The 21272-nt window shown below is 56.2% G+C and carries 22 protein-coding genes and 1 riboswitch; of the genes, 13 read left to right on the top strand and 9 right to left on the bottom strand.

The features are described 5' to 3' along the window. Window position 1: 1 nt before the first annotated feature. The 3 genes from CSQ86_RS05845 to CSQ86_RS05835 form a co-directional block, all read right to left on the bottom strand. A complete protein-coding gene (locus CSQ86_RS05845) occupies window positions 2-1273 on the bottom strand; it encodes an MFS transporter (protein WP_100494154.1) in 1272 nt (423 codons plus the stop codon). A 152-nt stretch (window positions 1274-1425) separates the two neighbouring features. Further along, a complete protein-coding gene (locus CSQ86_RS05840) occupies window positions 1426-2088 on the bottom strand; it encodes a TetR/AcrR family transcriptional regulator (RefSeq protein WP_100494153.1) in 663 nt (220 codons plus the stop codon). A 428-nt stretch (window positions 2089-2516) separates the two neighbouring features. After that, the gene (locus CSQ86_RS05835) at window positions 2517-3530 is read right to left on the bottom strand and encodes an AraC family transcriptional regulator (RefSeq protein WP_100494152.1); all 1014 of its coding nucleotides are present in this window, start codon (window positions 3528-3530) and stop codon (window positions 2517-2519) included. 215 nt (window positions 3531-3745) lie between these two features. Between CSQ86_RS05835 and CSQ86_RS05830 the strand changes: the two genes are divergently transcribed. Beyond that, entirely contained in the window at window positions 3746-4942 is a 1197-nt protein-coding gene (locus CSQ86_RS05830; protein WP_243387648.1) for an MFS transporter, read from the top strand. A 27-nt stretch (window positions 4943-4969) separates the two neighbouring features. Then, on the top strand, window positions 4970-6058 hold the full coding sequence (locus CSQ86_RS05825; protein ID WP_100494150.1) for a glycerol dehydrogenase: 1089 nt from the start codon (window positions 4970-4972) through the stop codon (window positions 6056-6058). Between the two features lie 191 nt (window positions 6059-6249). On the opposite strand, the gene CSQ86_RS05820 is transcribed toward CSQ86_RS05825, so the two are convergent. Both CSQ86_RS05820 and CSQ86_RS05815 read right to left on the bottom strand, forming a co-directional pair. Continuing rightward, a complete protein-coding gene (locus CSQ86_RS05820) occupies window positions 6250-8064 on the bottom strand; it encodes a CocE/NonD family hydrolase (RefSeq protein ID WP_100494149.1) in 1815 nt (604 codons plus the stop codon). 91 nt (window positions 8065-8155) lie between these two features. Next, window positions 8156-9550, bottom strand: coding sequence for a DHA2 family efflux MFS transporter permease subunit (locus CSQ86_RS05815; protein WP_100494148.1), 1395 nt, complete (start codon window positions 9548-9550; stop codon window positions 8156-8158). A gap of 212 nt (window positions 9551-9762) precedes the next feature. On the opposite strand from CSQ86_RS05815, the gene CSQ86_RS05810 reads away from it, so the two are divergent. The 7 genes from CSQ86_RS05810 (at window position 9763) to CSQ86_RS05780 (ending at window position 13079) form a co-directional block, all read left to right on the top strand. Continuing rightward, window positions 9763-10353 carry a TetR/AcrR family transcriptional regulator gene (locus CSQ86_RS05810; protein ID WP_100494147.1) on the top strand — a complete coding sequence of 197 codons (591 nt, stop codon included), beginning with the start codon at window positions 9763-9765 and terminating at the stop codon, window positions 10351-10353. Between the two features lie 267 nt (window positions 10354-10620). After that, window positions 10621-11280, top strand: coding sequence for a GNAT family N-acetyltransferase (locus CSQ86_RS05805; RefSeq protein ID WP_100494146.1), 660 nt, complete (start codon window positions 10621-10623; stop codon window positions 11278-11280). 215 nt (window positions 11281-11495) lie between these two features. Further along, window positions 11496-11723: a DUF4160 domain-containing protein gene (locus CSQ86_RS05800; RefSeq protein ID WP_207761558.1), complete on the top strand. Its 228-nt coding sequence runs from the start codon at window positions 11496-11498 to the stop codon at window positions 11721-11723. Window positions 11724-11737: 14 nt separating this feature from the next. Further along, complete coding sequence (locus CSQ86_RS10110) at window positions 11738-12142, top strand: DUF2442 domain-containing protein (protein WP_100494145.1); 405 nt, start codon at window positions 11738-11740, stop codon at window positions 12140-12142. Then, the gene (locus CSQ86_RS05790) at window positions 12061-12258 is read left to right on the top strand and encodes a type II toxin-antitoxin system RelE/ParE family toxin (RefSeq protein WP_100494144.1); all 198 of its coding nucleotides are present in this window, start codon (window positions 12061-12063) and stop codon (window positions 12256-12258) included. Before CSQ86_RS10110 ends, CSQ86_RS05790 begins: the two co-directional genes overlap by 82 nt. Further along, a complete protein-coding gene (locus CSQ86_RS05785) occupies window positions 12230-12532 on the top strand; it encodes a HigA family addiction module antitoxin (RefSeq protein ID WP_100494143.1) in 303 nt (100 codons plus the stop codon). The genes CSQ86_RS05790 and CSQ86_RS05785 overlap by 29 nt, the downstream gene beginning before the upstream one ends. A 153-nt stretch (window positions 12533-12685) precedes the next feature. After that, a riboswitch (guanidine-III (ykkC-III) riboswitch) is annotated at window positions 12686-12745 on the top strand. Between the two features lie 10 nt (window positions 12746-12755). Further along, complete coding sequence (locus tag CSQ86_RS05780; protein ID WP_214378124.1) at window positions 12756-13079, top strand: DMT family transporter; 324 nt, start codon at window positions 12756-12758, stop codon at window positions 13077-13079. Window positions 13080-13562: 483 nt separating this feature from the next. Here the strand turns inward: CSQ86_RS05780 and CSQ86_RS05770 are convergent, their stop codons facing one another. Next, the gene (locus CSQ86_RS05770; protein ID WP_240542246.1) at window positions 13563-14363 is read right to left on the bottom strand and encodes a PASTA domain-containing protein; all 801 of its coding nucleotides are present in this window, start codon (window positions 14361-14363) and stop codon (window positions 13563-13565) included. A gap of 229 nt (window positions 14364-14592) precedes the next feature. On the opposite strand from CSQ86_RS05770, the gene CSQ86_RS05765 reads away from it, so the two are divergent. Beyond that, on the top strand, window positions 14593-15753 hold the full coding sequence (locus CSQ86_RS05765; protein WP_100494141.1) for an MFS transporter: 1161 nt from the start codon (window positions 14593-14595) through the stop codon (window positions 15751-15753). 42 nt (window positions 15754-15795) lie between these two features. Here the strand turns inward: CSQ86_RS05765 and mmuM are convergent, their stop codons facing one another. Continuing rightward, on the bottom strand, window positions 15796-16818 hold the full coding sequence (gene mmuM, locus CSQ86_RS05760; RefSeq protein ID WP_207761557.1) for a homocysteine S-methyltransferase: 1023 nt from the start codon (window positions 16816-16818) through the stop codon (window positions 15796-15798). 64 nt (window positions 16819-16882) lie between these two features. Here mmuM and CSQ86_RS05755 point away from each other — a divergent pair, with 64 nt between their 5' ends. Continuing rightward, on the top strand, window positions 16883-17221 hold the full coding sequence (locus CSQ86_RS05755) for a hypothetical protein (protein ID WP_133119269.1): 339 nt from the start codon (window positions 16883-16885) through the stop codon (window positions 17219-17221). A 28-nt stretch (window positions 17222-17249) separates the two neighbouring features. On the opposite strand, the gene CSQ86_RS05750 is transcribed toward CSQ86_RS05755, so the two are convergent. Further along, window positions 17250-17810 carry a DUF3592 domain-containing protein gene (locus CSQ86_RS05750; protein ID WP_100494139.1) on the bottom strand — a complete coding sequence of 187 codons (561 nt, stop codon included), beginning with the start codon at window positions 17808-17810 and terminating at the stop codon, window positions 17250-17252. 157 nt (window positions 17811-17967) lie between these two features. Between CSQ86_RS05750 and dtd the strand changes: the two genes are divergently transcribed. After that, window positions 17968-18453 carry a D-aminoacyl-tRNA deacylase gene (gene dtd / locus CSQ86_RS05745; RefSeq protein ID WP_100494138.1) on the top strand — a complete coding sequence of 162 codons (486 nt, stop codon included), beginning with the start codon at window positions 17968-17970 and terminating at the stop codon, window positions 18451-18453. A gap of 70 nt (window positions 18454-18523) precedes the next feature. Here dtd and CSQ86_RS05740 read toward each other — a convergent pair whose 3' ends face one another. Next, complete coding sequence (locus CSQ86_RS05740) at window positions 18524-20134, bottom strand: PolC-type DNA polymerase III domain-containing protein (RefSeq protein ID WP_100494137.1); 1611 nt, start codon at window positions 20132-20134, stop codon at window positions 18524-18526. A gap of 201 nt (window positions 20135-20335) precedes the next feature. On the opposite strand from CSQ86_RS05740, the gene CSQ86_RS05735 reads away from it, so the two are divergent. Beyond that, entirely contained in the window at window positions 20336-21166 is an 831-nt protein-coding gene (locus CSQ86_RS05735) for a histidine phosphatase family protein (RefSeq protein WP_100494136.1), read from the top strand. Window positions 21167-21272 lie beyond the last annotated feature (106 nt).

Here is a 21272-nt window from a genome sequence, read left to right as displayed (position 1 = left end):
CCTAGAACCGCCGCGCTACGTGTGCGACCAATGGCAACATGGCAGCGGCCAGCATGAACGTCATCGCCAGAACCGCTCCCGCTGGATAAACGCTGTACGCCCAGCCGTATGTGATTTGTCCGAGAGGCTGGGCGCACATGCTCGTGGAGAGCGCGATCGACATCACCTTGCCGGTCATCTCTTCGGGACAGCTCATCTGGATTGCCGGTACGGCGATGAGGTTCGCAAGGGTGATGGCGACCATGGTTCCGCAGGTGCTCGCCGTGAGCACCACAAGGCGCACTCCGTCGCCGGCGGGAAGCGCCATGACGAGCGCCTGGGGCAGGATGGTGAGCGAGAAGGCGGCGATTGCCGTCGGGAATCGTCGCTTGGAAAGCGACTTCGCGGCCCGTCCTCCGACGAGCGCACCGAGCAGTCCGGATGCTCCCACGAGACCGTATGCAAGTCCGTACGCCGTGGAGTCGAACCCTAGCACGGTCCGCACCATGTAGGGGAAACCGACCTCCGCATAGCCCGTCACCAGAAAGTTGAGCGCAGCGCAGAGCAGCACCAGATGCAGTACATGGGGGCGCTCGCGAGTGAGGAAACGTCCGGCCGCGCGCAGGTCGTCCAGGGCGGAGGTTCGCTCATCGTCACCGCGTTCGGGAGCGCCGAGTCGGATGAAACATTCCACGGCGGCGGCCGTGCCGAATCCCACGATGGTAATGCCCATCATGGGCATGGCGCCCACCGCCGCATAGAGCACGCCGCCGAGCACGGCGGGCACGAGCGTGCTCGTCTGGTTCACCACGTTCACCACGGACATGGCGCGACGCATCACGTCCTCGCCGTGGGAGCGGAACATCTGCGGCAACGCCGCCTGCACCGTGGGTGTTTCCATGGCATCGAGCACGGCGAGCACCACCTGCATCACGGCAATCGCCGCCAAATTGAAACCGATGACCGAAAAGATGGTGGCGCAGACGAGCACCGTTGCAGCGGAGAGCGTGTCGAGCGCCACCATGACGGTCCGGCGGTTCGTGCGGTCCGCCACCACGCCGCCAAGGGGTGAGAGCAGGATCGTGGGCAGGATGCTCGCCGTGAGGATGGACGCGAACGCCGCGGCCGAGCCGGTCTCGTCAAGCACCCACATGGACATGGCGAACCGCAACATGAGGTTGGCGAAGAGCGATATGCCGAGACCTGCGACAAGCAGATAGAAGTCGCGTACGCGGAGAGGGTCTGCAACTTGGCTGCTTTGCGGTTGAGTCGTGTATTCGGACGTGTTCGTCATTATCGAGTTCCTTTCCTTGGTATTCATGGATATCCATTCAGACCGACCGTCGGTCTGTTATGGTGATAAAAAAATGCGCCACGGCAAAGGACGTACAAACGTCCTTTCCACTTGGGCGCCATAATGTGCAAGCCAGCGTGCCCGGGCGCGGCCTATGCGGACGCCACTTCCCCTTCTGGCATCAGGGCCATGAGGCCCTTGACCGCTCGCAGGATGAGCGTCTCGTCGAATACCGGTACGCCGATGGCGTCAAGCATCGTGGCGAGGCAGCGGATACGCCGTTCCATGTCGGTACGGTCGGCGGGATAGAAGCAGGGCATGAGCCAATAGTTGCCGAGGAGCGAGAGCAATTGCGCCGCCTCCTCGGGATATGCTGTGGGAATCGAACCGTCCTGCACGCCCATGTCGATGAGCGAGCGGAAGGACTCCGGCAGCCTCGTTGACCAGAAGCGCATATTCGCGGTAAAGAACGAGGGGTCCTTGAGAAGTGCGAGCTGGGATCGAACGAGATCCAAGTGATCGGGGGCGTCCACGGCGGAAATGACGAGTGCGCGCAACTTCTCCAACGCGCTCATGTCATCATGCTCGATGAGTTCGTCGAGGAGACGTGAGGTGACGGCCCACTCATCGGCGTTCAGCTGGTCGAGAATCGCCTCCTTCGATTTGAAATGGTGGTAGAGCCCGCCCTTGGAAAGGCCCAAATCGTTCAGGATGTCCTGGATGGATGTCTTCTCGTAGCCCTTCTCGGCGAAGAGCCTTCGTGCGGAATCGAGGATTCGCCGTTCAGTGTCCTCGTGGTGCGTATGGTGCGCCATGACCTCCTCCTTTCTTTTCTTCCCCAGAGCATACAGACCGTCGGTCGGTCTGTCAAATGGTCGAATAGACTATCACGCGCTGTGTTTGAATATCCACAACGCGGCAGGATGAAAAAAAGACCGACAAACAGCGAGCTTCAATTCAACGTGTCTGAGGACAAATACATGACTTTTGACATGACATGATTTCACTGTCTGGATGACCATCCGTTGACTGCGTAAGTGTGAGGGCATGGAGGGCTGTTGCGGTACGGCAAGTCGGTGGAGTTCAAATTTAATGTCAGCAAGTGGTGATTGCTGAGTAGTGCTGAGGGCCTTGGAATTCCAGTGATTCCAAGGCCCTCATTGTGTATTGGTGTATTGAGGTTGCTTTGCTGCTGTTCGTCGCGGACGATGGGGTGGCGCAGACCGGCAACTGCTTTGTATCCTTAGTCCGTCATTTCTCGATCTCGCCACTGGCGTGGGGTGGCGTCCATGTGCCGTCGGAACACATAACTGAAATAGGCGGGTGACGAGAAGCCGCATGCCTGTGAAATCTCCTTGATGGACATGGTTCCCTCGGACAGCAACTCGCGGGCCTTGCCAAGGCGATAGTCGGTCAGGTAGTCGATCGGCGTCTGTCCGGCATATGTGCGGAACAGTTCGCAGCAAACGCGACGGCCGACTATACCGGCTCGCGCGATGTCGTCAAGGTTGATTTTTTGTGATGCGTTGGCGCGGATGAAAGCCATCATAAGCAGGAAGGCCCTGAAATCGGGCCCTGGATTGTTTGCCGCGGCATGTGCCGATGAAGGAGTTGGATATTCCGAGGTTCTTTGATTCACTGTCTTGGGTTCGGCGGTAATGGTTCCTTCTTCGACTCTTTCCAACGCCAGAAAGCACAAGTGCGCAGACTGGGCGACTGCCGGCAGTACCGTCAGTGCGTCTCCCGTCTCCTGTTGCCTTTCGCATCGGGACATCAGCCGCTCGAGCTCGTCGATGCCGAACAGCAATGTGCGGTCCCATTCGCGGGTTGAGTCGAGTACGACGTAATCAGGATTGTCGTCGCCCATGCGCTTCAGCATGGCGGCCGCCATCGGCGCGTACATCGCGCCTAGCAGTGATGCGTCGATCACCGCCGAGACGAATCCGGCATCGTCGCTGTCGTCGCATACCAGATAGTGCATGCGACGCGAGTTGATGAAGATGCCTTTGCCTGCATGCAACGGAATGAGCACGCCGTTGACGAATACGCGTGGATGGCCGTTGAGAACATGGATGAATTCCAGGTCGCGATGCCAATGGCACGCCATGCGGAAGCCATAGCGACGCATGTCGTCGCGTCTCGCGTACATCGGCAATCCCGGCAGATTGTAGTGCGGAGTTTCCGAAAGATCGGAGAAAATGGTCAGAGGATTGGAACTCTTCGGAAAGGTCTGATCAATCGTTCGCTTGGCAGTCATTGTTGTCACGATTTCTATAGTAATGGAAACTATAGTGATGGTTCGTCTCGTATCTCATCAAGTTTGTATCGCTATCATAACAGTAGTTTCTAGGTGAGTGATGTGAACATATCGATAGTCATGTTCACCTTATTTCGATAGTTAATCATGCCATTCAGGAAAGGATATTCATAGTGGATGTCACGAGGGCACGAAGTGTATCCCGGTTCTTCACGGTGCCAGTCATCACGCTTATCGCATTGACGTTTTTGCTGGGACTGAGCGAGTTCATTGTAGTCGGTGTCATGCAGCCGATTGCTTCGGACATGCGCGTTTCGTTGGCAGCCATCGGTTCATTGGTCTCCGCCTTCGCGCTCGTATACGCGCCGATGACTCCAATCGGAGCGGCCGTATCCGCGAAATTCAATCGTTTCCATGCCTTGATGGCGATGACGTGCATCTTCTTGGCCGGCAATGTCCTGTGCGCCTTTGCCCTAAATTATCCAATGCTGCTGGTGGGGCGCATCGTCATCGCCACGGTGAGCGGGCCGCTCGTGGCCGTGCCCATGACGTTCGCGCCGGATTTGGTCGATGCATCTGATCGGCCCCGGTTCATGTCCTGGATCTTCTCCGGCATCTCTATCGCCGCGGTTTTCGGTGTGCCGATTGGTACGTTCATCGCACAACAGTTCGGCTGGCGGTGGTCGTTCCATCTCATCAATCTGCTGACCGTGATGGTCATCATATCGATGCTGCGCTGTCTTCCCCGGGATTCATACGTAACCGGAACCGCGCGCTTTCTGCCGCAATTCCGTCTGTTCACCGACGTGCGGGTCTGGTATGGCATACTGGCGGTCGTTTTCGGTGCGGCGGCGACATACTCCTTCTATACGTATCTTTCTCCCATCCTCACCGAGGAGATCGGCGTCCCCGAGCGGTATCTGAGTCTTGCGTTGACCGTGATCGGTCTTGCGGCGCTGTGGTCCAACCTGTACAGCGGCAAGTTGGCGGCACGCGGTACCGGTTCGCAGCCAATTGTCGGTTTGATCCCGCTGTACCTGTTGCAGGCCGTCTGCTTGGCCGTACTGCCGTTCGCAAGCATGATTCCGGCGCTCGGGGCCGTGGATCTGCTCGCGCTGTCCTGTCTCATGTACTTGCAGAATTCGCCATCGCAGGTGCTGCACACCGCCATCGCCACCGAACGGTTCCCCTCGTCCATAACGCTGGCATCCTCGATGAACGCGATGGCGTTCAACATCGGCATAACCTTGGGGTCCACCATCAGCGGACTGGCCATGACGCATCTGGGGCTGCGCTGGCTCGGTCTCTTCGGCGCGGTACTGGCACTGGGGTCGGTCGGTGTGCTGATGCTGCTCAAGCGTGCGGAGTCGCGCGACATCACGCGATGGACAACTCTATTTTTGAACAGATAATCCAACAATGAAGTAAAAGGAGCAATCATGAGAACAGTGCTGTGCTCACCAGGCAGCTACATCCAACAGGAAGGTGCATTGGGTTCGCTTGCACCGGAATACACAGAACTCGGTTCGACCGGCGCGTACCTGATCGTCGACCCGTTCATCGACCGGATGTACCACGACCGAATCACTTCGAGTTTCGACGCTTCGAACACTCCGTATCACTATGAGGCGTTCGCCGGCGAATGCTCGATGACCGAGGTCCGCCGTCATCAGGAACGGTTGGGCGAATGCGATGTGGTGTTCGGTATCGGCGGCGGCAAGTCGCTCGACACAGCCAAGGCCGTGGCGCATTTCGCCGGGTTGCCGGTCGTCATCGTGCCGACTGCCGCATCTTCGGACGCGCCGTGCTCAAGGCTTTCGGTGCTGTACACCGACGACGGGCAATTCGACCGGTATCTGCCATTGCCCAGGAATCCGGACAAGGTGATCATGGACACGGACGTCATCGCCAAGGCGCCTGCCAGACTCCTGACAGCCGGCTTCGGTGACGCCTACGCCACCTATTTCGAGGCTCTTGCCTGCATCAAATCGAACGCGGTCACCATGGCCGGTGGCCATGCCACCAACGCCGCCGAAGCGATGGCGCGCCTGTGCCACGATCTGCTCATCGCCGACGGCGTGAAGGCCTTGGCGTCAGCGCGTAAGGGTCTGCGCACGCGCGCCTTGGAACAGGTGATCGAGGCGAACACGCTGCTCAGCGGCATTGGTTTCGAGTCGAGCGGACTGGCGGCGGCGCACGCCGTGCATAACGGCCTGACCGCGCTGGAAGGCACGCATAAGTATCTGCATGGCGAGAAGGTGGCATACGGTACTCTCACGCAGTTCGTACTGGAGGACCGGCCGATGACTGATTTCGAGGAGGCGCTCGGATTCTTCCGCGCGGTCGGCCTGCCGACCACCTTGGCCGGCATCGGCATCGCCGATGCCTCGGATGAGGATCTGCTACGAGTGGGCGAACTGGCATGTTCCCCGGATGACACGATGGGCAACATGCCGTTCGAGGTCACCCCGGCCGACGTGGCCATCGCGCTACATGCCGTGGACTCGTTTGACGCCGTGGTTGGTTAGTCGGACTTGTCCATATGGACGACTTTCTGGCTGGAGAAACTGAATGATGTCGTAAAGCGACATCGTCGAGTTCAAGTTCTCCCCAACGTCTAAGAAGTGATTGTTGGGTAACGTCGAGGGTCTTGGAATCGCTTGGATTCCAAGACCCTCGGTTATTTCGTCATGCGGAGCTTTTCAGAGGTTGTCCGATGTCACGGTTTCACGATTGGCATGAGCAGGACGCTGTCGTAGACGCCGCCCGTATGCACGGTGTGCCTGCCCTGATTGACGGTGGGCAACTGTGCGTCCGGCGCCTCGTCGCTGGCGCGGGCCTCGGCCACCGGACCGCAAGCGTGTCCGCTGATTTCCAGCACCAGGGTCTCCCCTTCATGCAGGAGCATATCGGTCGGCCACAATCCCAGATCGACCTGCACCGGTACGAATGGGGTGACCGGCTGCGGGTTCGTGTAGGTCATGTACGGCTCGGTCGGCGTCGATCGTTTCGTATCGAGTTCACGGTGCGATGCGCGCAGTCGGCCGTTGGGGCCAACGTAGATCGGCCCGCCAGGCAGCTGCTTGCCCTTCGGCGTGAGGGCTATCATCATGCGCAGTTTCTTCTCCAAGCCGGGGAAGACCACGTGGTACAGCACCTTGCCCTTCGCGTCCTTCTTGTACAGCTGGGCGAACAGATCCATGTCGTCGCCGGTGTCGGTGCTCATCCATAGGCGGGCGTTGAGCGGCCCGTGGATTTCCATGTCCCGGGGAATCCGGTATTCGAAGCGTGCGACGGCGTTCATGTCACGGCTGACGGCATCGTATTCGGTGCTGGATTCCAGTGCGGCCTGCTGCTCGTTCATGGTGCCGTCCGAGGCATTCAGATGCAGTTCCATCGTTTCGGTCCGTACGCAGGGGTAGTCGTCGGACGTGGAAAACAGGTTGTGTTTGGCTCCCACGTCAAGCCGTGAATAACGTACGCGCGGAGTCTGCTCCCAACCGTTGTCGATGCCCTTGAGATAGTGATCGAAGAAGCGACGCAGGTCGTCGCAGTTCTCCCGGGTGTCGAGGTCTCCCCATTCGTGGGTGTCGTGGATGCGCAGCCATTTGTCCTTCGATCCGAGTCGTTTGAATCCGGAGAGCGTGCTGCGGGTATGGATCGGATGCGTCCAACTGGCCACCACATAGGCGGGGACGGTGACGTGTTCGAGATCGGGGATCTTGTCGGTCCAGTAGTCGTCCACGAGCGGGTGCTGTTCGAGCATACCGGTCACATCCTCGAATCGGCTCTGCCCATACAGGAAGCCGACGATGTCGATGTCATGGAACGTGCCGTTGGGGATGCCGCCGCGGCACACCACTTCGCGGTACTCGTCGGTGAGGCCCTCCCACGGGGCGATCGCGGCCAGATGAGCCGGTTTGGCGGCTGCGGCGGCCCATTGGATCATGGCGAGCTGCGAATTGCCCATCATGCATACCTTTCCGGTGCACCAGTCCTGGCGTGCGATGTATTCGATGGTGTCATGCACGTCCCGTCCGGCCTGGGTTCCCATGAAGTACATGTCGCCGCCGGAGTGGCCGATGCCCCGCTCGTCCACCACGCAGATCGCATATCCATACCTGCACCAGTAGGCCGGGTCGGGCGATTCGAAACGTTGCAGGCCGGATACCTGATTCTTGGGGAATCCGGTGCTGGTCACATCGTAGTTGGCGTTGAATGGGCCGCCGCGCTTGCTGTAGGGCGAATAGACGAGAATGACCGGGGTGCGGGCGTCGCCCTGCCTGCGCCATAGATCGCCGTAGATGACCGTGCCGTCGCGCATTTCAATTGGGATGTCCTCCAGGCATTCGATGTCGATTGGCAGTTTCATGGCTCCCTTGGCGTTGACGCTTCCCTCCCGATAGAGGACGGTTCGCGTCTCCAATGGAGGAATCGGAGGTTTGGCCTGATTCAATGGGTTCGCCGGTTTGAACAGGATGTCGCTCCCGTTGATGTCAAGCAACGGTGCGTTGCTGTTGGTGGTATCGGTCATAATGTTCCTTTCTGTGATGGGACTTGTAATGGAGGACAGATGATGTGATTCGGTTGGCGTGTGTCCTTTTGGACGACTGGCCGGATATTTCTTATTCGACGATGGTGTCGGTTTTGCGGTCGCGTATGAAGATCGCGATGAATGCCGCCAGCGCCAGCAGAATCGCCGCGGCGGCGATGAACGCGATTTTGTCGCCGTAGTATGCCGCTTCGAGTTCCGTGGCCTTGGGTGCGATCACGGAGGATAGCGCGGAGAACGATATGATCAGCGCGACCATGAAGGAATTGCTGATCTGGTTTGAGGTCTGGGCGGCGGCATTCGCATGGCGCACGAGAGCATTGCTCAACGAATTGATGCCCCATGTGTTGCAGGGCGTGATAATCAGTTGCACGCCTACCGAGCACAGTGTGTAGGCGATGGCGACGACCGGCATGCTGGTGTCCATCGGCATTGTGGCAAGCAGTGCGATGCCGGCGAGGGTGCACACACTGCCTGCCCGAGCCGGGACATGCACGCCGAACCGGTCGTACAGTTTGCCGGATACCAGCGCCATCGCCGCGCTGAGCAGAGCGCCGGGCAGTACGACGAGTCCACTCATCACGGCGGATTCGCCTTTGACGATCTGAACGAACAGGGGCAGCACGGTGCCGATGCCGAGATACACGCCCTGCGTGAGTGCGATGACGGCGACGGAACTGGAAAACCTGCGGGAACGGAATACGCGCATGTCGAGCATGGGCTGCTCAAGCCTCAACTGGCGAACGACGAACAACGCGATAAGAGCGGCGCCGATCACGATGAGGACGATGATAATGGTGGTATTGCTGGTCGATGCGAACGTCGACAAGCCGTACAGTATGCACAGCAGTCCGATTGACGACAATGCCACGGACAAGGCGTCGAACGGTGTCCGGGCAGCCGTCTCCTTGGTTTCAAGCACCACCATCGCGACGCAGAGAATGATGATGCCGAGTACTCCGACGATAAGGAACAGCGCATGCCAGCCGACGGAATCGATCAACAGTCCGGACACCGTCGGGCCGATCGCCGGCGCGAATCCTACCAATAGGCCAATCAGGCCCATGGCCGTCCCGCGTCGTTCGCGAGGGAAGATGAGTACGATCTCGGTCATCACCATGGGCAGCAGAATTCCCGTACATGCCGCCTGACAGACGCGGCCAACGAGCAGGACTGCGAAATTCGGCCCCCACGCGGCCAGCAGGCTTCCTGCGGAGAATATACCCATCGCGGCAACGAACAGGCGCTTGGTCGAAAAACGTCCGAGCAGGTATGCCGACAGGGGGATGATCAACGCTTCGACCAGCGAATACGCGCTCGACAGCCACTGGGCCGTGGTCGCGTCGATGCTGAAGTCTTCCATGATGGACGGCAATGCCGGAGACAGAAACGACAAGTCGAGAATGGCGAGCACCGTGCCCGTCAACAGCACGATGACCGTAATGCGTTGTTTTCGGGTCAATCCCATAGAAGCAGGTTCCTTTCCGTCGAAGGTCCGGCACTGGTTTCGGCCGTACCGCTGCAATTTGACCGTGGTTGATTATCGGTCTAATGTCTATTTAGCAACCAAGGTTGCATATCTTCAACCGACGGAAATCGTCGCAGGGAGCATATGCGACCGATAGGCGAAAATGTCGCTTATCGACATCGCCCACATGGATACGGAAACGGGGGTCACGCATGGCGGAGGATCTACGTATTGTCAAAACACGAAAGGCGATCCGCGAGGCCTTCCTGACATTGCGGCGAACCCAGCCGTTGGAGCGGGTCAGGGTGCGCGACATCTGCGCGGAGGCTCTGATCAACAAGTCGACGTTCTACCATCACTACACCGACGTGTTCGACCTGTCGGACCAGCTTGAGGACATGGTCCTTGATGAATGCTTCGAGGCGTTTCCATACAAGGACAAGCTGTTCACCGACCCTTTGGTCTTCCTCGGAAACGTGCCGGCGGCCATGGACACGAGAAAAGACGCCATAGACATACTGTTCCGCGGCAGGCAGGACGTGCTGTACGACAAAATAGAACGACACCTGCGACAGTTCTATCTGACGGAAGACACCACCGAGGAAGAGGACATCCTCCTCACCTTCGTCATCGGAGGGGCGATGTACGCCATGCGTGCGCTCGCGGCCGAAGGACCGTACAGCCGGGAATCCGTCACCGAGGTCTCGGCCCGCATCATCGGCAGGCTCGCACAACGGGAGTGGGGCGCGCCTTTCGGCGGACGACGCTATTCCCTCCGCCCCGAACTGCCGTACCGAACATGATTGGTTTTCTGCCACAGTGAGGCGAAAAGGCCGAGTTCAAGGTCAATGTCAGTAAACACTAATATAGAGCCAATCTCGTTGTCGCAAACAGTGCGACAACGCTGATGGAAAACCGCGAATGTCGCAAGATTTGCGACACGCTACGTCGCCTAGTTTGACATGGACGAACACAGGACCCGCTCCCTAAATAGGGGGGCGGGTCCTTCTGTTTCTGCGGTTCAGTGATAGCATGCAGGCTTATTATTCCCGAACAGGGAAAGGAACAATATGAGTGGAACTATCGAAACCGAACGTCTGCTGCTGCGCCCGTGGAAGGTTGATGACGCAGCCGAGGCGGAGTCATTGTTCAGGTACGCTTCCGATCCTGAAATCGGATTGCTGTGCGGATGGCCGCCGCACAAGAGCGCTGAAGGCAGCATGAACGACATTAAGAACATTCTTGCCGTGGAGAACAACTGGGCCATCGCCATCAAAGACGACGGTAACGAGCCGGTCGGCAGTATCGCGCTCAAGCCGGTCAGCCACTACACCATTGACCCGGTCGAGGCCGATGATGCACTTAGGGAGCGCTATGGCAAGTATCTCGGTGACAATGCGATGGAGCTTGGCTACTGGATCGGACGCCCGTTCTGGGGCAGGGGCTATATGCCCGAGGCCTTGGACGCCGTACTCGGATACGCTTTCGGTGCGTTGCACAAGGACGCCGTGTGGGGCGGGCATTACAAGGAGAACGCCCAATCCGGTCGTGTGATGGTCAAATGTGGAATGAGGATGATCTTTGAATCACAGCATGACTACTTCGGACTCATCGGCGAATACCATGACGATATTTTCCGCATCATTACCGCGGACGAATGGAAATTAGAACATAAGACTACCGTATATGCGAGCAATCTTGCCCTGAAGATGTCAGAAGAAGCGGAATAAACAGAGCCCTCCGGGTTGTGCACTGTAAGGAGGCATAGAAGGCTGCTGTTGGCATCGATTGTATCGTTTGACGCTGACTGAATGCCCGATGATATAGACGATGGCGATAGGTTTGGTGGACATATACTCGACGTAGAGGTTTAACTCATATGAGGTATCGGGATGGGGGCTGGCATGCCGGAGTTGAGTCGTTTCTATGGAAAATCATCATCCGCATGATGTATCAGGACGAGAGCGAACACCACAAGCCGCATGTCCATGTGTACTACGGCGACTTCAAAGCGTCCATCGGCATTGACGGGGAGCTGTTGGCCGGATCACTTCCAGCCAAGCAGTACAAGCTGGTGGTGGCAAGGCTCGTATTGCATGAGGATGAGCTGCACAAGGCGTGGAACGAGGCTGTGTCCGGACGCCCGTTCGATCGTATCAAGCCGCTTTCGTGAGGAAGGAGACCGTCATGTTTGAAGTGAATGGCATCCTGTACGCGGATGAGCCCGCGCTAGAGTTGGAAGTTCGTTCGGCTCGTGTCACGGATGATCACGTCATGCTGGTGAAGTTCTCCACGGGCGAGACGCGTTTGTGCGATTTCACCGAAATGTACGATGACGTTCCCGCCTTCGCCCCGCTGCGGGATGAGAAGACGTTCGAGGATTTCCGTATCGATCACGGGATTCTGACTTGGTGTGATGGTGACATCGACATCTCTCCCATGTATCTGTACGAACACTCAACGGAGGCCGATACCCCAAAACCTACCCGGCCGGCCTCGAACGAGTCCTCATGCGCAAACTCCAGATGCTCAAGGCCGCCCGCGAACTGCACGACCTCAAAATACCGCCCGGCAACCGGCTCGAACCATTGAAAGGCGACCTGAAAGGCCACTGGAGCATCCGCGTCAACCAGCAATGGCGGCTCGTGTTCGAATGGGACGACGACAAGGAGGCAACCGATGTCTACTTCGACGACTACCACAAATAACCTCTACAGCACCCCCGGCGAGATACTGGACGAGGAATTCCTCCAACCGCTCGGCATCAGCTGCTACCGGCTCGCCAAGACCATCGGCGTGAGCGAGACCGCCATCGGCGAAATCGTCAACGGCAAACGCCGCATCACCACGCCAATGGCATGGCGGCTCGGCAAGGCGCTCGGCACCACCGCCGACTTCTGGGCCAACCTCCAGACCGACTACGACCTGCTCACCTTCGACCCCAGCACCCTCGGCGACATCCGCCCACTCGTGGACGCCTGACCCGAAGGACGCTTGACAAACACAACTGTCACGCACTTTCCGAGACAGTCCCGATGCTTCAGTACATAAGTCGTCGGTTCCACGACCGGAAGTGGGGAATGAATCATGGATATACGCAAATCCATTCTATTTTCGGCTGTGTTATCGTAATAGGTAGAGCTAGCGTTGCTCCCGGACGATGGACAAGTACCCGGTTTGACAAGACTTGCCATGCATGAGGAGTATGACGGTTATGCCTTGGTTTGTTCTTGTAATTTCCGGTATCTGTGAATCTGTGTGGGCTATTGCACTTGACCGCTCCAAGGGCTTTTCCCGACTGATTCCCACCGTGGTGTTTGTGATTGGCCTCGTTGCCAGCATGGGCGGACTTTCCTATGCGATGAAACACATCCCCATTGGTACTTCATACGCGATATGGGTTGGCATTGGCGCGGCAATCACTGCTGTTTATGGCATGCTTAGCGGAGAGGAAGCCATTTCGCTAATACGGATTCTGCTCATCATTGGACTGGTCGCCTGCGTCATAGGGCTAAAGCTCGTTGATTGATGACAGATATACAGAGCCCATTCTTTGAATAGGGGAGTGGGCCATTCTGTTTCTGCGGTTCCGTGCTAGCATGCAGGCTCATTGTTTTCGTCCGGTGAAGGGGACAGCCTGAACAAAACCGTTGAAACCAGACGATTGATACTGTGTCCTTGGAAGGTTGATGACGCATCCAAGGCGTGGTCATTTTGTTCAGATACGCTTCCAACCTGGAATCGGTTTGCTGTGCAGATGGCCGTCTCATACCAGCGTCGAAGGCAGCATGGAAGCAGCTGGACACACACAGTGCTGAGGAGTTTATTCTGACTAATGCGGTTGCCAAGGTACATATCAGCAAACCAGTGTTGTACCGGCGATGGTCGAATCGCGTGGAATTGTCCGTGACCACATGAAACAGCAGAGTGTCCGTGCCCCCACAAAAGCATGGAACACGGCCGACATCCAACCGATACGGTTTGAGGAAGTCCGAGATAATGATGTTGCTAGTTATTTCATCCAGCGAAGTCTGCCGTCCGATGCAACTCGACATGTCAGCAAAGTGCCTGCTGACGATCTGCCGGTAGCGCCTTGGCTGCTGCAGAATGATCCACCGTGCACTGTTCCGGTTGATGATTGGGGAGCTGACTGCTGAGCTTGCTGTTGTTGCTGTTGTTGCTGTTGTTGCTGTGCTTGACGTGCAGCCTCTTCTGCTGCGGCCTGTTGCTCCGCTTGCTGACGCGCTGCCTCCTCGGCTGCTTTCTTTTCTTCTTCGGCTTTTCGTGCTGCCTCTTCTTCGGCTTTTCTCTTTTCTTCTTCGGCTTTCTTTCTGGCTTCCTCTTCATCTGCGACTTTGTTATGCACGCGGATGACTCCATCTTTTGCTGACAGTACAATCCAGTTCGATGGTTTGAGCACAGCTTTCCCGCTGTCGCTCTTAATCTTGTAGTCTGATGTGGAGTAGCCTTCGTTTTCCAGCTGAATAAGTACTTCGTCGAGCATCATGCCTTTTTCAGCGATATCAGGTAAATCTGAGTTGTCGCGCACTGCGTTAAGCGTTACCGATACAGACGTTTTCTGCTTGCTATCCGATTCTGGCGTCTGAGTCTCTACCTTCCATTTTCCGTCGCCTCCTTTCGTATCAGGGGTTACGGTGATTTGAGTGAAGCCTTCCTGATTGAGTGTGGTTTTAGCTTCGGCGACTGTTTGCCCAGTGACGTCAGGTATGTTTTTTGATGGGTGAATATGTATCCGATAAGTCCGATGGTGAATAATGCAATGATGAGGATGCCCCACCAACGCTTGTACCATGGCTTCTTTTGAGTGGCTCCAGCGCCCATGATTCCTTCTCCTTCAGATGACTCCGATGTCATGCAACATAATCCTACAATCTTAGATTACTTGGCATGTGAGTTCGAATGGCTAAGAGTCTTGCAGCTTCCAACCCACGGCATATACTCGGAACGGTTTGTTAGCGCGCACAACACAGCGTAATGGCTGTAAATGACTATGCAAATAACTGGGATAGAGGAGTCAGCACATGAAGAAAAGCCTGCTGTCGATCGCTGCAGGAGCGTTCGTGCTTGGTGCGGCCGAATTCGTGATGATGGGTATCCTGCCGCAGACGGCGGCTGCCATGAACGTTTCTATCCCGACTGCAGGACACTTCATCTCCGCGTATGCCATCGGAGTGTGCGTCGGCGTTACGATGCTGGTCTTCGGCCGCAAAACCAGTCCGAAACATCTGGTGATACTGTTTATGGCGCTCGCCTTGATCGGCAACGCGCTGAGTGCTGCCGCGCCGAATGCCATCGTGCTCGTTATCGCCCGGTTCATCGCGGGTCTGCCCCATGGAGCATTCTTTGGTACCGGTACGGTGATCGCCAAGGCACTCGCCGACAAAGGCCGTGAAGGCAAAGCCGTATCCGTAATGGTCACTGGCCAGACCCTCGCCAATATGCTCGGTGTTCCGGCGGGCACACTGCTCGCCGAATATCTCAACTGGCGACTGGCCTTCATCATTCTGGCCATCGGAGCAGGCCTCACCATCATATTGACCTTGGCTTGGATGCCGCTTATCGCAGCCGTGCCGGATGCCGGCCTTGCCGGCCAGTTCCGATTCCTTGCCAAGCCAGGCCCATGGCTGGTGCTCGGTGCCGTGTTCGTCGGTAATTCCGGCGTGTTCTGCTGGTGGAGTTACGTATCTCCGTGGCTGCAGAAAACCGGCGGCTACGATTCACAGTGGATTCCGCTGCTGATGATGCTGGCCGGGTTCGGCATGGTGGTTGGCGGTCTCGCCGGCGGACATCTCGCTGATCGTTGGCTGCATTCGGTGACCGCTGCGGTCGGTCAGTCGATTTCCGCAGCGGGTCTGTTGATGGTATTCCTCGTGCCTGGCAATCTGGCAACCTGTGCGATGTTGACCTTCTGGATCGCATTCGGATTGTTCTTTATCAATGGTCCGCAGATGCTCTTGATGGCTGAAGCCGGCAAGGGCGGTGGCGAGCTCATCGGTGGTGCAGCTGTGCAAATCGCCTTCAATGGTGGCAATGCGGTCGGCTCGTTGATCGGCGGTATGGCGTTGAACGCGTCCGGCATGAACTATCACACGATTGGTCTCGCCGGTCTGCCGTTTACGATGGTTGCTGTTCTGCTGCTCGTTCTGTTCGCTTTGCAATACGAGAGGAAGAAAGCGCAGTAGCCCGCGACTGCGATTAAGCCAATGGTCCTGTAGGAAGACTTACTACTGATGAAAGGCCTGTGCCAGATTATGGATGTCAGTGGGGGAGGTGCGGCAGCAACCGCCAATAAGCGAGGCTCCTGCTTCAACCCATCGAGGAGCTAGATCGCTGAGAGATAAAGCATCAGCACAGCTCGTCCAGGTCTTGGTATCAGGATGATAGACATCGCCATTGTTTGGATAGACGATAATCGGTTTGGCGGTAACAGCTGATATATGGCCAATCGCATCAGTGACGAGTTCGGGTTGCACACAATTGACGCCGATCGCACTGATTTGCGGACATGCATCGGCGACGGTTGCAGCCGTCTCAAGAGAGGTGCCGTCGCATAAGTGACCGGAATCGCTCAGACTGAACGAGACCCAAGCCTCACGATCGGAGAAGTCTTCACTCAGCAATCCAATCAGTGCTTGAACTTCGCCGATATTGGACATCGTCTCAAAAGCGAAGAGATCTATGCCGCTTTCAGATAGAATCTGCATTCTTCTGCGATGAAAATCACGATAGGCAGCGGCTGAAAGATGGTAATCACCGGTATATTCGCTGCCATCCGCAAGAAATGCACCATAAGGACCCACGCTGCCTGCCACCAGTAATGGTCTCGCATAGTTAGGGAATGAATCATTTACGAATGCATCATCGGCATTGACATGATGCCGCCGATATCTCTCCCGTGCCTCCAATGCGGCGGATACGGCTGTGCCGATAAGACGTTCTGATTTTTCATGGGATATCCCGCATTTCTCAAACGCAGCAATGTTCGCCTGATAAGTGTCGGTGATGGCGATATTGGCGCCCGCCTCAAAATATGCCTCATGCACATCGCGTACTGACTGTGGAGCCTGAATCAATGCAATCGCAGACCACAGTTCACTCGTGGTATCCACGCCCCGATACTCCAGCTCAGTGGCCATCGCGCCATCAATGATAATCGGGGATTGCACGGCAAGGGCCTGTTGGATGACACTGTGCAAGGATTGCCTCCTTAGTAGATTATGTGCCATGAGCATAATCACCATGGTCATACGCTAATCTATATGGCAACAATAATGAATGTAGTCGTTGAATATCACTGATTGGGGCGGGATTATGCAGTCGGTAGCTGGAGCTGTAAACGCCATTGTTTCCGGTGTGGATTTGAATAACGTCGATTTATCGAACTTGGATTTGTCGGTTTTGGACAGGATAGCTGTATGGTACGGCGGATTGCCATCTACTGTGCAGACCGGTGTGACCATCGTAGTCGGTGCCATTGTGGCGTACGTGGTGTTCAAAATCGTGGCCAAAATCATCAAAGGTCTGGTCATGTCGATTATTGCGGCGGTGCTGGCATTTCTGCTGACTACAGTGCCGGGCAATATGATTTTGTCCAATGCTTACGACCGTGTGGAGCAGCAGGTTTCCACCAGTCTTTCCCAATCGCAGTGAATTCCTTATTATCTTGCGCTGGTCTTATTCAGTACGATAGCTGCTGTGATGCTTTGCTGCTGGGATTATTGATTTTGTGAATCACCGCTGCTATGGGCAATACGGCTGTGAAGCAGATGCACATCAGCATCAAGAGGAAGTGCAGTAGAAGAGCGGAATTGTCGCCTTTTACCACATAGCGGCTCGGATTAGCTGGGTCATACAATATCGTAACAGCCTGCCCGACTTTGTATTGCGGCGGAGACGACGAGATTGAAAACTTCTGTTCGTATGTCTGTCCGTCGGCACTGTACCGGAATACCGGCGTCCATGTATCTGAGGAATCTTCATCGGATTCGTCGGCAGGATTCAACACGAGCTGTGTCACGATTCCGTCAGTCAGCTCGGTACAGTCTCTGCGTAGTTGTATCTCATTGACTAAGGCCGTGATATTGACCACGAGCATAATCGCGCCAACTACGCTGAATAAACCGCAGAAGAGGATCCATGATTTGTCGCTCTTGGAGCTGCGAGTCTCGTGGCGTCCATGAGCATAGTTTTGATTGATGGTGTTAGTTGGTGCGGATGTGCCGTTATGCTCCGATGCCATGATTCCTGCTCTCTATGAGCGCCTGTGATGAACCGCAAACAAGGCGACGACGGTGACATTGCGAAAACCACTTGATTCAAGCGTATCAGTCGTGTTGAGTGCGCTCGCCGGAAACTTAAGCATGTCTTGTTTCACGAAAGATGGCATAATCGGGCATATGCGTATTGTGATTCAGCGAGTAAGCCACGCCAGCGTTGACGTTGTCAACGAATTGGGAACCCTCGACCCTACATTCGAGCCGCAGCAGATTGGCCCTGGCTACATGATTTTGGTCGGAGTCTCCGACGCTGATGGCGATGCCGAAGTAGCGTGGCTTGCTCACAAAGTATTGAACCTGCGTGTCTTTGAAGACGAGCAGGGCAAGATGAACCGATCGATTCAGGATATCGGCGGCGAGATTCTCTCCATCTCACAGTTCACGCTGTACGCCGACGTACACAAGGGCAATCGCCCAAGCTTCATCAAAGCAGGCAAACCCGAACATGCTGATATTACCTGGATCAAATTCAATGAGGCACTGCGCTCCGGGGGAGTGACGGTCAAAGAAGGCCGATTCGGCGCACACATGCGTGTTGGACTAGTCAACGACGGCCCGGTGACCATCATCGTCGATACCGAAACCGATATGCCGCATAAAAGCTAGCATTCAAAAAAATGGCGTTAGCCTCTCTGATTGAGAAACTAACGCCATTTACTATTTGCACTATTGACGTTCAGTCATACATCGGCGTGCGGCGCTCATGACGCACGAAATGGCGCTTCTTGGTGATACGTTTGCCGCCCACGCCTGCCTTGCCGTCAGGCCCCCAAGGGCCGCGAGCCTCAGCCTTGAGCTGTGTGAGATGATGCTTCATCGCCAGCAGCATGATATGCGTGTCCTCAAGACCCAAGTGGCGTTCAGCATCATCCTCGCGCAATGCGCCTTGACGCTTGGCATACGCGTCCAATGTATTGTCGCCATCAGGATGGCCTTCACAAGGAATCGAACCCTCATCCCACAGGCGGCTCATCGGCAGCGTATCGATGATGGTCACGTGTCCATTGCGGTACGCCTCGGCGTATCCGGCGACATTGAGCATGAAGAAGCTATGTTCGAACGTGGCCATATGCGCCACGAACGGCTGCGAAGTCAAACGCTTCAACAGATCGGCCTGAGCTTCGGCATCCTCATCGAACAGCGGATATTCATCGCCTACGCGCTGGCTTACATCGATACCGGTCAGCTGAATGATGAACGGATTGCCGTGGCGGGCTGCCTCAGGTGTCACGCCGAATGAGAAACGATGCTGGTCGTATGCGTCACCGCCCTGGTAATAATCCTTGTCATAGGTGTAATCGGATGGAGCGTCCGCCGGACGAGGCGACTTCATGTTCATGTATTCGAAACCGACATCAATGATGTAGGTGCGATAAGGCTCGGTGCCATTGGTCTCCAAATCGATGCCCATCACCTTGTCCACATCACGGCCAGGCAGGAACACCGCACGCCAATACTCCTTGGTTTCCGCATTCTGACGCGAAGCCACATGTTCGGCGGCGGCATGACGATACTTGGCGAAAGTCGGTTCGGACACGGCGGTCTCATCCACCGCGATCTGCTCAGAGCCAGGCACTGCGGGATTGTCATCGTTGATGACCGGCTGGCCCTCAACCAGATAATCGGGAGAACCGGCATCCGAACTCGAGTCGGCAGGCGCGGATTCATCAGGGCCCGCCTCAACGGAACCGTACTTCACCTCGTCGGCATCGAACAACGCCATTTGACGATGATGCCGTTGCGCTTCGCGTGCGGCGCGGTCAGCCTTACGCTGTTCGGCTCGAGCATTGACGATTTCAGCCGTGTGATCCTGAATATCATCCACGACGACACCATCGCGTGCGGCGGTCAAAACCGGCACTGTTACGCGCTGGCGTTCCTCGTCGGTGACGGTCCATAAGCCTTCGGCCACGCCACGGTCGCGCAACAGCACAATCTGATCATTCAAACGACGATTCGCATACGCCAGTGCGCGTGGCAACTCATAGGTTTTGATGTGACGGTCGAAATCGCGCATGAATACCATGCTCATCTTTGCGATGATTGCTTCCAAACGATCACGGATCTCAAGATCCGCCTTTAACAAATCGTGTACATTCGAACCGGCCCCCGGTTCGTAATCGGCCGGCGTCGCCACGCCGATGCCATGTTCAAGATCGAGTGAACGCACCCAATCCCAATCAATATCGTTATTATCTGCATCCTTCAACATAATGTATGACCACTGGCCAATGCTCTCCTTGGCGGAGGTGAGCCATGAACGGTCAATTTTTGAGTTATTCCCCATAGTTTCCTATCGTAGTGCGTTCAGGTTTCGATGTGGAAGCATGAACCAATATTGCAGTCGAGCCAAGGCTGAACGTCCGGTGAATTCTTTGGTTCGGCTCAGGGAAGAAGAGCCCAAACTTTGGCCGTTTCGAGTAGGGTAGTGGGCAATTGCTTCCAGTGAACGACTTATTTACCTAAACGTTATAGATGAGGAACAACTATGAGCATGCCGCTTGATTTATATGTGATTCGGCATGGTGAATCCGAAGCCAATGTGATTGTGCAGGCAGGTGAACAGGGCGACGAATCCCTGTATACACAGGACAATGTGACTGTGCCGGATCGTTCCTGGCGTCTTACCGCCACTGGCCGTAAGCAGGCCGATTGCATTGGGCGGTGGATTGTAAGCCAGCAGCAGCTGTTCGACCGCTATCTGGTGTCCCCTTATGTGCGTACGCGCGAAACCGCTGCCACCATGGCCCTGCCAAAAGCCAAATGGGAGGAGAACCGTGTGATTCGCGAACGTTCCTGGGGTGAGATCAGCACCATCACCAAGGATGAGTTCAAAACCAACTACGCGCGCAATTGGATGTTCAAGAACACGGACCCGCTGTACTGGCGTCCGCCGGCAGGCGAATCCATCGCCGACGTGGCCGAAGACCGCGTGCACAATGTGCTAACTTCGCTGAGTCGCAAATCGGATGCGGAATCAGTGGTGATGGTCACCCACGGCGATTTCATGCTGGCGCTGATGCTGACCATTGAAGATTTGTCGGATGAGGAGTTCCTGCATCGAGCCGATGCGGACGAATGGCGAATCACCAATTGCACCTGCCTGCATTATTCCCGTCGAGATCCCGAGACCGGTCGCACCTCCAAACGTGTGCGTTGGGAGCAGACCGCCCGTCCGGTTCAGGATCCGGAAACCGGGCGCTGGGAGGTCAAAGTGGAGCCGTGGCGTGAATTCAAACGTCCGTACCTCTCCAATGGCGATTTGGTGGACGTGGTAAGAACCGTGGATCCCCATCTGCTGGAGTATTACGGTAAGTAAACGCCGTTAATATTGGCAGTCACTAGTGCCATTTCAAGCCATATCCTTGCGATACAATGGCGGGCAGTGCGCGGCCGGAGGTATGGCCGCGCCCTCAGCCACAAGC

The sequence above is a fragment of the Bifidobacterium felsineum genome (assembly GCF_002802915.1).
Taxonomy (GTDB): Bacteria; Actinomycetota; Actinomycetes; order Actinomycetales; family Bifidobacteriaceae; genus Bifidobacterium; species Bifidobacterium felsineum.
Note: the sequence above shows the minus strand (reverse complement) of the source record. Positions and strands in the feature narration are given on the sequence as shown.